Here is a 13,156-nt window from a genome sequence, read left to right as displayed (position 1 = left end):
ACCCAACCTCTCTATATATCCACATCTTTTCCTTCATACACACTACTTATAATGTACCCCATATGTTCTCTAGTTACTGAAACAGGATTTACTCTTGTTGAGCCTAACAAACTATTATCAATTAAAAGCTGAAAATCCTTTCTAAAATTTTCCTCCAGTATACCTGCTTCCTTAAAGGACAGTGGTATATGTAATTCTCTCTTAAGTTCTTTCACTGCCTCTATTATATCTTCTCTATCAATTATCTTTGAAAGATACCTTAATTTTTCCGCTACTAATTTATCTTTCGAATTATACTGTAGTACGTAAGGTAAAACAATAGCATTAGCAAGACCATGAGCCATATTATACCTGCCGCCAAAAGCATGAGAAATTCCATGTACCATTCCTAATCCCACATTGGAAAAAGCACAGCCTGCCATACACTGAAAATTGTGAACTTTTTCTCTGCTTACTATATCTTTATTTTTATAAGAATATGGTAAATATTTAAAGAGCCCCTCTACAGCACCTTTCGCCATAACTTCAGTAAAGTCATCCAGAGCATTGTTTGTATAACATTCCAGAGCATGAGTCAAAGCATCCATTCCCGTTTCAGCTACTATATTATGCGGCATAGTCATTGTTAAATTCGGATCCAGTATAGCCACATCTGGTATTAGTGCTCCACATTTTATGCCTATTTTTAAATTTTTTTCTTTAAATGTAATAACAGATACTTTTGTAACTTCTGTACCCGTACCAGAAGTAGAAGGTACAGCTATAAATTTAACCTTGCTTCTATATTCAGGCAGTTTCTTTTTTAACACATTACTAAAATTTATATCCTCATATTCATAAAATAACGTTATAATTTTTGCAGCATCTATAGAAGATCCTCCACCTATAGATATTATAATATCCGGTTTAAATTCTTTTACCCTTTCAAGACCATTTAATACTACCTCCGTATCCGGATTCTCAGTAATGCCACTGTATATAAAAACCTCTCTATTTGCTTTCTCTATCATATCCTTCACCATAGAGATAACTCCACTTTTAATCATAGACTGTCCACCCGTTATAATAAAGGCCTTCTTAAATTCCATGTTCTTTATATACTCCAAAGACCCTTTTCCTATAATAATAGAAGTACCATGAAATACTAATTGTTTCATTTTATTTATCCACCTTTCTAAAGTAAACTATACTAAATTCTTTATCTACTAACTTTAATTTATATATTTTAGTAATTTAAAATTATATACTTAGTTATTATAATAAACTCTTAATATTAGAATAGATTATATAGGAATACTTTAAAAAAATAAAGCAAATTTTTATATTTTATTTGTATTATAAATTAATATTCAAAGAAATATAGACAAAATCCTTCATAACATGTTAGAAACATTTATAATTCAATAAAAATAATATTTATTTATAAATATTATTGTAATTTTATATGCTATATGCTAATATATTAGCAATAATTTCTTAATTATCTATTAATTTTAATAAATAATTAAGTTATTTTATTTTTAATTGTTGTATACAAATACAAATACATTGGGCCCAAAATACTTGAATAACTTGACAGACTAAAAATAAATGGGGAGGCTTACACATGAAAAGTTTAAAATCAAAATTCGCAGCGGCCATATGCGGTACCTGTATTATAGTTTTATTTTTCTCTATAATTATATCCTATGCTATATCATATAATGCTTTAAATAAACAAATTACAGATAAAACACTTATTACATCCCAAAAATACTCTGAAATCATAAATAGCTGGTTAAGTGTGCAGGGGAAATTTTTAGAGGATATTGCAGATGATTTAGAAACTAACCCAAACTTCAACAGGGAAGATATAATATCATATATGACCCACAAAGCTAAAACTAATTCATACGTTACAGATGTATATATAGGTTTTTCAAATAAAGATTTTTGGGATGGTTCAGGCTGGATACCCCCCGAAGGATATGACTGTACAGTAAGAGACTGGTATAAAAAAACTATAAAAAATAACAAATTAACTTATTCCGCTCCTTATCTTGATGCAATAACCAAGAAAATGATAATAACTATTGGAAAACCCTTATCCCTGGATGGACAAGTTGTTGGAGTGGTGGGAACTGATATATATATAGATACGGTTACAAAAATTATTGAAAAAGCTAAGCCCGTAAACAACAGCTATGCCTATTTGTTTGATGATGAAAATAATATTATAGTACATCCTAATAAATCATTTAAACCTACTGAAAAAGAACTAAAAAATATCAATAACGTTATGGAAGGCAATTATAAACAAATACTTAATAACAGTAAAGTAAGTACGGGAATAGTTTTAACAGACTACGATAAAGCAAAAAGATATTTCGCCTCAGCTGAAGTATCATCCTCAAAATGGACAGTAGGCTTTGCCATTCCAACTGTTGAATTTAAGAAACCTTTAAATAACTTAATATATGCATATATAGCAATAACTTTAATTTTTGTAATTATATCCATAATATTTTCCTTAGCTTTTGGAAATAAGATAACAAAGCCTTTAATAGAATTATCAAAAATAGTAAATAAGACCAAAGATCTGGATTTATCTCCTAGCAGTATTGATTATAATTATGTCTTAAAATATAAAGATGAAGTTGGTACAATAGGAATCTCTATAAGAAAATTAAGAGAACAACTTAAAAATATAATTATATCTTTAAAGAATAATTCTGATGAAGTTCACAGTCAGTCGGAAAATGTATCTTCCTCCATAAATAAAACATTTAAAACAATAAAAGAAATTACTAATTCAATGGAAGCAGTGGCAAAAGGTTCTACAGACCAGGCACAAGAAGTATCTCTAGGTCTTGAAAAATTAAATATTTTATCAAATAAAATAGATAAGGTTACAAAAAATTCTGCAGAAGTCATTGAGTACTCCAAAACCACAGAAAAAATCAACAAGGATGTGTCCTCTGCAGTACGAGAACTTTATTCAAAGCTTGATGAAAGAAGTAATGCTGCAAAAAAAGTTTCAGAAAATATATCAATTTTATCGGATAAATCAGATTCAATCGGAAACATAGTACAGACTATAGAATCCATAGCAAAACAGACCAATCTACTTGCATTAAACGCAGCTATTGAAGCAGCCAGTGCTGGAGCATCTGGAAAAGGATTTGCTGTTGTTGCAGAGGAAATCAGAAAATTGGCAGAACAGACCTCCAATTCAACCCAGGAAATAAGTGATATGGTAAATGAGATCCAAATTCAAATTAACAATACCAAAGCCAATATGGATAAAACACAGGAAATGAGTAAAACTGCCAATACTTCCATGGTTCAGTCAGAAAAGTATTTTGAAACTATGAGTACATCTATAAACAACATGATATCTATAATAACTGAACTGAACAGTGAAATTACAGAAATAAATAAAGATAAAAACAGCGTCATAACCTCAATTGAAAATATATCTGCTATATCACAGGAATCCGCTGCAGCATCTGAAGAAGTTTCTGCTTCAATCAAAGAGCAGGAGATATCCTTTGAAGTAATAAATACCAGTACTCAAAAGCTTAAGTCTATTGTGACTGAATTAAATAGCTTAGTTCATAGATTTAAAATTTCTTAATAATTTAAAGTATATTATTATATTTATCAAAACACAAAATAGTATAACCTTGTTAAAATCATGGTTATACTATTTTTTCTTATTTGTCTGCAGCATCTCATGGCACTTTTGACAGGGAAATTTATTTAATATACAAATATCCATATTGCAGTTATTTACTTTTTCAATATATTCTGCTCCCCATTCTATAATCTGAACCATTATTGGAATAAAGCTCTTGCCGATCTCTGTAAGAGAATATTCCACTTTTGGTGGTACCTCCCTATATACCTTTCTATTAACAAGTTTATCCCGTTCCAATTCTCTCAATTGTTGTGTAAGTACACCTCTTGAAATTGTAGTCATCAATTTCTGTAATTCATTAAAACGCCTTGTCTTATCTTTAAGAATCCACAAAATTGATAATTTCCATTTTCCCATCAATATATTTTGAGCTACAGATACAGGACAAAATTTAATTTCATTATCCATTAATACCCTATCCTTTCTCAATAGTCTATTTTTCATGACTATGTAATATAAATATGCGTACTTGTATTATATAACATACGTATTATACTAATAATAAGCAAAAAAATCAAGGAGGTATATATAATGGAAGAGGTAATAAAAATTTTCAAAGAAAATGGATATGGATTTCTAGCTACAGTAGAAGATGGAAAACCTAGGGTTAGACCCTTTGGTTTCATGTTTTATGAAAATGGCAAACTTTATTTTTGCACCAGTAATACAAAAAAGGTGTATGAACAATTAATTGAAACTCCCTATATAGAGTACAGTGCCACCTCTAAAGATATGGTTACGGCAAGAATAAGTGGTGAAATTGTATTTGCAGAAGATATAGATAAAAAGCAAAAAGCATTGGATTCATCAGAACTTGTAAAAAGCTTGTACAAATCAGCTGATAATCCTATCTTTAAAGTATTTTACATTGAACATGGCTCAGCATCAATTTCCTATCTAACAGGAGATCCCTCTAAAGAAATGAAATTTTAAACCATATTATTTTTTAAATTCCAAACAATAGACCCTCTTAATAATATAGTCAATTATTAAGAGGGTTAAAATCATTATAATTATCCATTTAGTTCAGTTAAGACGGCATATCCATCTGTTATCTGAATTTTAGTTATACCACAATTATCTATACGAAAACGCCAGGATCCTGCCCTGCCCATACCAAGCAAGTGTGCTACAATATTTCTTATTAAGCCTCCATGGGTAACAATTAAAACAATACCCTTTTTCTGTTTTTTGATTATATTATCAATAACATTTGCCGCCCTTTCCTGCACATCCTTTATACTTTCTCCCTGTGGAAAAATAAATTCCTCTTTTTTATCTCTCATCCATAACTCATACTCCTCTGGATACTTTTCTTCAATTTCCTCTAAAGACAGGTTGTCCCATAACCCAAAATTAATTTCCTTAAGTCCTTCATCGTAAATTATATTTTTGCTGATAATCTCAGCAGTTTTTTTAGCCCTTTTAAGTGGACTAGCCACTACAAGATCAAAATTTATGTGTTTTAGTTTATCTCTTACCCTCTCAGCCTGACTAATTCCACATTTATTAAGTTCTATATCTGTCCAGCCTGAATATGTTCCCTTTCTATTGCTGTCAGTTTGTCCGTGTCTTATCAAAATCAATTCTAACATTTATAAATTTCCTCCATAACCTAAAATGATATAAAAAACTTTCATCATTTATTTAATCCTTACCGGTATGCCAGAAATACAAAAGTATACTTTTTCTGCTTCTTTTGCTATAATCTGATTTACACTACCTGCCAGTTCTCTAAATATTCTCCCCAGTTTATATTCCGGCACCAGAGCCATCCCCACTTCATTGGTAACCACAATAAAAGGTATGGATGTATTCTTTGAAATATTTATAAACTCCTTTATCTCCCCTTTTATGTATTCTTCAATCTCTACTATTTGAGAAGCTTTAATCTTTTCAATATCCCCACATTTTTCTAACAGAAGATTGGAAACCAAATTCGTTATACAGTCTAAAATTACCCCGGACTTTCCAGGAAGCATAGGTATTAATTTGCTGTGAAAATCCTTATAAGCCTCCAGTGTATCCCAATTAGAGGGCCTTTGCTCTATATGCTTCTTTACTTTAAACTTCATTTCATCATCAAAGGGAATAGAGGTGGCCACATATAAAATATCACCCCTAATTTCCTTTGCCAGCCTTTCTGCATAGGAACTCTTACCGCTCCTTGCCCCGCCAGTTACAAGAATCAATTTTCCCATGCCTTATCTCCTTTCAAAACTGTAATTGTGCATTGTGAACTGTAAATTGTGAATTCTAAAATACATATCCCCTTGGAGTTATCATTTTGCCTTCCTTTATAAAAGTATTGCTATTTCCAACAACAACTATGGACAACATATCAACTTCATCTTCACAAAAAGTACACAAAGTACACAATTTTACTTTTTCATTATCCCTTAAGGCATTTCTAACTACACCTACTGGTGTAGTCCCATGTCTGTATTTTCTTATCAAGTCAGTACATTCTTTTAAATAATAGGGTCTTCCCTTACTTCTGGGATTATAAAAGGATATCACAAAATCTCCCTGGGCTGCAAGTTCAACTCTCTTTTTTATTAGATTATAGGGAGTCATTAAATCACTCAAGCTTATATAGCAGCTATCATGCATAAGGGGTGCTCCAAGTAATGCCGCCCCTGCCACAGCTGCAGTTACTCCAGGTACAATTTCTACAATGTGATTTTCTTCCTTCACCTCTAAAATTAATCCTGCCATACCATATATTCCTGCATCACCTGTACTTATTATAGAGACTATTTTATTTTGTGACAGTTCTAGTGCCTTTTTACACCGTTCTATTTCACCTCTCATTCCTGTTTGAACTATTTCCTTATCCACAATTAAATCTTCAACTAACTTAATATATTTAGTATAGCCCACAATAACTTCGCTTTCCTCTATAGCCTGTTTTGCCTTCAATGTCATATGTTCTATACCTCCAGGTCCTATACCTACTACATATAATTTGCCCAAATTTTTTCACCTTCTCAATAAAGTTCCTGATCCTTTATGTATTTAACTAGTTCTTTTTGATCATAAAAAACATCTTCATATATTTTCTTTTTTCTTTCAATTATAAAAATATATATTCCCTTATGTAAAGCTGCTTTAATCTTTTCTTCTGTACCCCCCTGAACTCCACTGTCCTTTAATACTATCGCCCCTGCATTATACTGCTCTATAAATCCTAAATTAAGTTCATAGCCTATAGGCCCTTTTATGGCAATAATATCTTCTGTGTTTATGCCTAGCTCAAAACAATTTTTTATTACCTCCATTGAAGGCAAAACTCTATGGACAATTCTATTTGAAATGCCCGAGCAGATAAATTTATCTATATTTTTACTGCCTGTGGTATTTAAAATAGTACTACTTGTGTTCTGAAGTTCTTTAATGCCTTTTATTTTATCCATTAATTCTTCATAATCATCAACAAAAATTATCTTATCTTTATTTCTATACTTATCACATACAGAAGGTCTCTCATATCTCAAATAGGGTATATGAAGCTCACTGCATAATTTCTCACAATTACAGGATATATCCAGGGCATAGGGATGGGATGCATCTACCAGAACTTTTATATTATTTTTTAAAAACAGTTCTCTTAATTCATTAAGGGTCAATGCCCTTGTATTTAAAACTTTATATTTATAATTAGTAAATAATTCTCCACCATAGGCTGTAGCTGTAGAAATTAAGATATTATCAGTAAATCCATTGAGCCCCTCCACTATATTTTTTCCTTCAGAAGTGCCTGATATAAGTCCAATCATTTATGCTCACCTTTTCTGAACGTGTGGGTAAAATTTTTATTATAGAGTAAACTCTTTTTATATTTACAATCTATAAAATCTCCCACCAATATTTGTGCACATTTTGCGATATTGGCTTTTTTTACTTTTTCACATATATCATCTAAAGTTCCAATTATAGCCCTTTCATCTTTCCATGAAGCTTTTTCAACTACAGCAATTGGAACATTCCTTCCATATCCTTTTTTTAATTTTTCCACTACTTTATCAATCATACCAACTGATAAAAATACAGCCATTGATGCCCCGATACCCGCCAATTTTTCTATATCTTCTCTATCAGGCACCGGTGTTTTTCCCTCCATTCTTGTAAGAATTACAGTCTGACTTACCTCAGGCAGAGTAAATTCTTTTTTTATGGCTGCAGCAGCTGCTGTAAAAGAACTTACCCCTGGAATAATATCATATTTTATATTTCTTTTATCTAATTCATCCATCTGCTCTTTAATAGCGCCATAAATAGAAGGATCTCCTGTGTGAAGTCTTACTGTTAACTTATTCTCCTTTTCAGCTTTTTCTAATATCTGAATTATCTGCTCTAAATTCATAGAAGCTGAATTATATATACTTACCCCTTCTCTACAAAAATCCATATGTGTACTACTTACCAGTGAACCTGTATATATAACCACATCTGCTTTTTTTAAAAGTTTTCTTCCCTTTACTGTAATTAAATCCACATCACCGGGACCCGCTCCAATAAAATAAACCATATTAAAATATTCATCTCACTTTCTATGAGCTATTATTATAGACATATATTCTTTGTCCTTTAATATTTCATCTTTATTTCGTGTAACCCTCTGCCCTTCTCTGCCGGCTTTTTTTACACACACATAATTAAAGCCTCTTTCCTCCAGATAATTTACTATTTGTTCTTCTTTTTTATAGACCTTCATTATCACCACATTTTTTTCATCTCTTACAGCATCCAGCCTGTTTCCAGGAACTATTAAAAGAGGTTCGTCCCCTATAACTAAAGCCTCCTTTGCAACACTGGCACAAGCACAAAAAGATGTAATCCCAGGAACTGTTTCTGTGCTATATCCTTTTTCTTCAATATATTTTAACAAATAAATATAAGTACTATATATCAGTGGATCACCAATGGTCAAAAAGGCCACATTTTTTCCTTCTTGTATTTTTTGCTCTATGACCTGAAAAGCTTCATATATTTTTCCCTCTTGCTGCTCTCCCCCCATTGGAAAATGCTTTACTATTATCTCTGAGTCTTCTCTTATAAACTGTTTTGCAGTATCTAATGCAATACTTCTGCCACCTTCCATAGAACTTGGTGCCACTATAACCTCACACTTTTCTATTACCTTCAATGCCTTTAATGTCAATAATTCACTATCCCCTGGTCCTACCCCTACTCCATATAATTTAGCCATGCTGAAACCTCCATTACTTTTTTCCACTTAATATATAAATTGAATTATTTGAAAATAACATAAAACCCTTATTCTTTGTTTTACTTATGGTCACTTGAATACATTCTGTTTCAAATTCCAGTTCTTTTAGTGTCTTCATGGCCTTATAAAGATTATCAATAGTTATAAAATTCATTACAATTTTTCCACCCTTTTTTAACTTTGAACAGTACTTGATAATTATATCTTTAATGTCCCCTCCGCTTCCCCCTATAAAAATAGCATCAAATACTTTTTTTATAGAAGGTTCTACCGAAAGTGCATCTCCTTCTACTATGTTGAGATTATAAGCTTTAAATTTTTCCTTGTTTTTCTCCAGTATTTCAAGGGCTTCCCTATCTCTTTCAACAGCCGTTACACTACCTAAAGGACTGCATTTACTCATCTGTATACTTAGGGAACCTGTCCCTGCACCAATATCCAGTAATGTATCATCCTCTTTAATTTCCATTTTTGCTATGCTTAATATTCTAATCTCTTCTTTTGTCATAGGACAATTTCCTCTTATAAATTCTTCATCTTTTATATATATCATTTAATATCCTCTCCATTTTGAACCACCACTACACATAAATTGCTGTAACTACCTCCATACATTTCCTCTTCAGTTCCCTTTGAAATTTTTTCATCTTCATAGGACAGATTTTCACCTACATATACCAAAGCTCTGATATGATTTTTTATCAGTTGACTACAAATATAATTAGGGGTATTATTCTTATCTGTAAGCCATATAGACAGCTTATTATTTCTAACTTCTTCAATAAATTTTTCATTTCTGCCATGTAGACTGCACAATCTGGCATTTTGCCAGGACTTTCCTAGTTTTGACATTAAATATTGAAAAGAACTTATGCCCGGTATTACCTGGAATTCTCCATTGAAATTTCTATTAAAATATTCAGTGATACCGTAAAAGCAGGGATCTCCCGAAGCTGCCACAGAAATATCTTTATCTTTGTTATTCTCTATGAATTCAAATATTTTCACAAAGGAATTAAATATAATTTTCTTCTGCTTTATGTAGTTTAAACTTTTTAGAGCCCTTCCAAAGCCAATGATTACATGGCAATTTTCCATAATTTTTTGTGCTTTAGGCAGAATATATTCTCTTGCCCCGGGTCCAATTCCAACAATATAAATCACAGCATCTTACTCCTTTTAGTTATTTTCATCTATTTTACTTCTTCCATCCCACAAAATTCCACTTGCCATACAATACATGATTACCTCAGCTTTTAAAGCCCCATAAGTAAAGTCTTCTATTCTTTTTTTTATCTTATAACCTATTCTCTCATATATATCTTTATATTCCTCACTTATAATCTTCACTGCACCTTCTGTGGTTTTTTCATTATATACAGCTTCCACAATTTTCTTATCTGCTCCCATAAGTGCAAGTTCAAGAGCCATAACCTCAAGTCTTACGTCACATACCCTGCTGTGGGTATTAAAGCATCCAGCAGCAATTTTAGAAAGCTTCCCTATATGACCTACTATGAGTATTTTCTCTATTTTATTTTCCACACAGCACTCTAAAGCAAATCCAACATAATTAGACATTATAACGGATTTTTTTATGTCCATCCCTAGTTCTCTTGCCTTATCTTCCCCCATATTTCCAAATAAAAGTATCAGATCCTTGTACCCGCTGGCAACCTTTTGAGAAATTTCAAGTTTTACAGATTCTTTTAATGCTTCCTCAGACATAGGTACTACTATTCCCGTAGTACCTAAAATAGATATGCCCCCTACTATATTTAATCGTGGATTAAAGGTTTTTTTTGCGATTTTCTCTCCTTCTGGAACGAATATAGTTATAGTAACCCCTTTCCCTTGTGGCAGAACTTTCCTTACCTCTTTTTCTATCATAATTCTTGGCACAGGATTTATTGCAAAGTCACCTTTTTTAACATATAACCCTTCACCTTTGACTATTCCTATGCCTATACCTGCCTTTAATGTATATTCCTTTTCACTTTTTTCAGCCCTGGCCCATATCTCAATTCCATTTGTTACGTCCGGATCATCTCCACCATCTTTTATTACGCAGCACTCCACATAGTCTGAACCCTTTTTTACACTTTCAATATGCAAATCCAGTTCAACATTTTTAGGTGTATTTATGCTTATATGCTCTAAATTTTCCTGTGAATAAAGCATTTTAGCCGCAGCCTTTGCTGCAGCTGCAGCACAAGAACCTGTAGTATAACCGCATCTTAACTTTTTTCCTCCACAATTTATATATAAATCAAACATATGTATCTCCTTATTTCCTATTTACCAACATATATAAAAGGGCATTTACAATTGCCGCCGCCACTGTACTGCCTCCTTTTCTTCCTCTTACCGTAATCATGGGTAGTGTAAGTTTTTCAAAATCCTTTTTTGATTGTGCCGCACCAACAAATCCTACAGGAACCGCTATTACAAAAGATGGATTGCACTTTCCCTCTTCAACTAATTCTTTTAATTTATATAAAGCAGTAGGAGCATTTCCAATTACAAAAAAGTTTATTCCCTCCTCTGAAGCTCTTTCTATGGCTGCCATAGAGCGGGTTATTCCTCTGTCTTTTGCAATTTGAGCTATTTCATTTTCTGCCACATAGGATACCACACTGCAATTCAAAGTTTTCAGTGCTCTTTTATTTATTCCTGCCAAAATCATATTTGTATCTGTATAAATTGTAGTTCCTTCTTTCAAAAGTTTAAGCGCATCATCTATAGCTCCAGGTCTGATATACAATAAATCCTTATATTCAAAATCCGCAGTGGTATGTATTACTCTTTTTATTATAAGTAGTTCTCTATGAGTGAAATTATTAGGTCCTAATTCCTCCCCAATAATTTGAAAACTTTTTTCTTCAATTACCCCTGGCTTTTTAATATAATCCATGAAACTTTCACTTCCTTTTTATAATAACTAGATACTTCAAAAAATCCATATTCCCGAAAAAATGCACATGGGCATAAGCTGCCAGGGTATTATTTTTCAAATAACCACATCTCCATTTTTTTTGTTTTCCATCATAGGTATCCTTAATCAGTGTATATATTGTATTTTCTTTCGTTTTTACATAGGATTTATGGAATTCATGACAATTTATTTCCATACCTTTGGGCAATATATAATTATCAGTTTCAACTTTGATTTGTGCATATCCAAAATTATAGAGCTTTGTACTCATATAGGCATTTCCTTTTAAAAATCCAACCATACTTCTATGCTCTATACTTTCCATTAAATACATAAGTCCCCCACACTCTGCATAACATCTTGTGCCTTTATTCAATGAAGTATTGATACTTTCAATCAAAGTCTTATTGTCACTTAATTCTTCTTTAAATATCTCTGGATAGCCCCCTCCAAAATACAAAAAATCTATATTCTCAGGCAAGTTTTTATCACTTAAAGGACTAAAGTATTGAACTTCTCCAATCTCTTCTAATAACTCCAAATTTTCCTTGTAGTAAAAATTGAAAGCTTTATCCTTTGCTACTGCAATTTTTAAATGTTTCCTTTCTATATGATAAAGATCCTTAAATTGCTGTGTTTCTAAAAAATATTTTAGTAATTCATCAACATTTACATATTTTTCAAGCAATTCACTGCACTTTTCAATTTTTTTATCCAGATCTATTACTTCGCTGCTTTGAATAAGCCCTAAATGTCTGCTTTTCAACCCTAATGTGTCATCTTTAGGAAGGTAACCAAATACTTTAATCTTTCCTTTAAAGGTTTTTTCAATTATGGTTTTTAAAAGTTTATAATAGTTTTCATTTATATTATTTAAAATAATTCCAGCTATATTTACTTGTTCAAAATTTATAAGTCCACTTATCTCCGCACACAAGGTAACACTCTGAGCCTTAGGTGCAAGTACCAGTACTACAGGAATTTTTAAAAGTCTGCTTACTGAAGCTGTAGAGTATTCTGAATTTATACCCTTTCCATCATAAAGGCCCATTACCCCTTCAACTATGCCATAATCTCCGCTGCCCCTTGTATAAGAGGCTTTCACCCCTTCTTCACCCATTAAATATAAATCTAGATTTCTGGAAGCTTTTCCCGTTATATATTCATGAAATGCCGTATCTATGTAATCGGGACCTATTTTATATCCCTGGACCAAAAATCCTCTTTTTATAAGTGCCCTCATAAGTCCTAATGTTACTGTAGTCTTTCCCCCTCCACTGCTGCTTGATGATATAATTATGCTTTTCAT

15 protein-coding genes are annotated in these 13,156 nt (G+C 32.0%); 2 read left to right on the top strand and 13 right to left on the bottom strand.

The genetic code is table 11. From position 1 onward, the window contains the following. Positions 1-11: 11 nt before the first annotated feature. Complete coding sequence (locus CKL_RS03620) at positions 12-1,157, bottom strand: iron-containing alcohol dehydrogenase (RefSeq protein WP_011989304.1); 1,146 nt, start codon at positions 1,155-1,157, stop codon at positions 12-14. A 449-nt stretch (positions 1,158-1,606) separates the two neighbouring features. On the opposite strand from CKL_RS03620, the gene CKL_RS03615 reads away from it, so the two are divergent. Continuing rightward, on the top strand, positions 1,607-3,616 hold the full coding sequence (locus tag CKL_RS03615; protein ID WP_011989303.1) for a methyl-accepting chemotaxis protein: 2,010 nt from the start codon (positions 1,607-1,609) through the stop codon (positions 3,614-3,616). Between the two features lie 69 nt (positions 3,617-3,685). Here the strand turns inward: CKL_RS03615 and CKL_RS03610 are convergent, their stop codons facing one another. Next, on the bottom strand, positions 3,686-4,087 hold the full coding sequence (locus tag CKL_RS03610; protein WP_011989302.1) for a winged helix-turn-helix transcriptional regulator: 402 nt from the start codon (positions 4,085-4,087) through the stop codon (positions 3,686-3,688). 123 nt (positions 4,088-4,210) lie between these two features. Here CKL_RS03610 and CKL_RS03605 point away from each other — a divergent pair, with 123 nt between their 5' ends. After that, a complete protein-coding gene (locus CKL_RS03605; RefSeq protein WP_011989301.1) occupies positions 4,211-4,612 on the top strand; it encodes a pyridoxamine 5'-phosphate oxidase family protein in 402 nt (133 codons plus the stop codon). An 80-nt stretch (positions 4,613-4,692) separates the two neighbouring features. Here CKL_RS03605 and cobC read toward each other — a convergent pair whose 3' ends face one another. From cobC to CKL_RS03550, 11 genes are read right to left on the bottom strand one after another with little or no spacing between them, the layout of a single operon-like run. Continuing rightward, positions 4,693-5,274, bottom strand: coding sequence for an alpha-ribazole phosphatase (gene cobC / locus CKL_RS03600; RefSeq protein WP_011989300.1), 582 nt, complete (start codon positions 5,272-5,274; stop codon positions 4,693-4,695). Between the two features lie 48 nt (positions 5,275-5,322). Next, positions 5,323-5,880, bottom strand: a complete 558-nt coding sequence (gene cobU / locus CKL_RS03595; RefSeq protein ID WP_011989299.1) for a bifunctional adenosylcobinamide kinase/adenosylcobinamide-phosphate guanylyltransferase — start codon at positions 5,878-5,880, stop codon at positions 5,323-5,325. A 55-nt stretch (positions 5,881-5,935) separates the two neighbouring features. Continuing rightward, positions 5,936-6,655 (bottom strand): precorrin-3B C(17)-methyltransferase, encoded by a 720-nt coding sequence (gene cobJ, locus CKL_RS03590; protein ID WP_011989298.1) that lies wholly within the window; start codon positions 6,653-6,655, stop codon positions 5,936-5,938. A 14-nt stretch (positions 6,656-6,669) separates the two neighbouring features. Then, entirely contained in the window at positions 6,670-7,458 is a 789-nt protein-coding gene (locus CKL_RS03585) for a cobalt-precorrin-6A reductase (RefSeq protein ID WP_011989297.1), read from the bottom strand. Next, positions 7,455-8,210 carry a precorrin-4 C(11)-methyltransferase gene (gene cobM, locus CKL_RS03580; protein WP_011989296.1) on the bottom strand — a complete coding sequence of 252 codons (756 nt, stop codon included), beginning with the start codon at positions 8,208-8,210 and terminating at the stop codon, positions 7,455-7,457. The genes CKL_RS03585 and cobM overlap by 4 nt, the downstream gene beginning before the upstream one ends. Positions 8,211-8,225: 15 nt before the next feature. Further along, positions 8,226-8,891, bottom strand: coding sequence for a cobalt-factor II C(20)-methyltransferase (locus CKL_RS03575; protein ID WP_011989295.1), 666 nt, complete (start codon positions 8,889-8,891; stop codon positions 8,226-8,228). Positions 8,892-8,904: 13 nt separating this feature from the next. Further along, on the bottom strand, positions 8,905-9,465 hold the full coding sequence (gene cbiT / locus CKL_RS03570) for a precorrin-6Y C5,15-methyltransferase (decarboxylating) subunit CbiT (RefSeq protein ID WP_011989294.1): 561 nt from the start codon (positions 9,463-9,465) through the stop codon (positions 8,905-8,907). Next, positions 9,462-10,076: a precorrin-6y C5,15-methyltransferase (decarboxylating) subunit CbiE gene (gene cbiE, locus CKL_RS03565; protein WP_011989293.1), complete on the bottom strand. Its 615-nt coding sequence runs from the start codon at positions 10,074-10,076 to the stop codon at positions 9,462-9,464. The genes cbiT and cbiE overlap by 4 nt, the downstream gene beginning before the upstream one ends. A 15-nt stretch (positions 10,077-10,091) precedes the next feature. After that, complete coding sequence (cbiD, locus tag CKL_RS03560; protein WP_011989292.1) at positions 10,092-11,189, bottom strand: cobalt-precorrin-5B (C(1))-methyltransferase CbiD; 1,098 nt, start codon at positions 11,187-11,189, stop codon at positions 10,092-10,094. Between the two features lie 10 nt (positions 11,190-11,199). Further along, on the bottom strand, positions 11,200-11,826 hold the full coding sequence (locus tag CKL_RS03555; RefSeq protein WP_011989291.1) for a precorrin-8X methylmutase: 627 nt from the start codon (positions 11,824-11,826) through the stop codon (positions 11,200-11,202). Positions 11,827-11,833: 7 nt separating this feature from the next. After that, entirely contained in the window at positions 11,834-13,156 is a 1,323-nt protein-coding gene (locus CKL_RS03550; RefSeq protein WP_011989290.1) for a cobyrinic acid a,c-diamide synthase CobB, read from the bottom strand.

The organism is Clostridium kluyveri DSM 555 (assembly GCF_000016505.1).
In the GTDB taxonomy this organism is placed as follows: Bacteria; Bacillota; Clostridia; order Clostridiales; family Clostridiaceae; genus Clostridium_B; species Clostridium_B kluyveri.
Note: the sequence above shows the minus strand (reverse complement) of the source record. Positions and strands in the feature narration are given on the sequence as shown.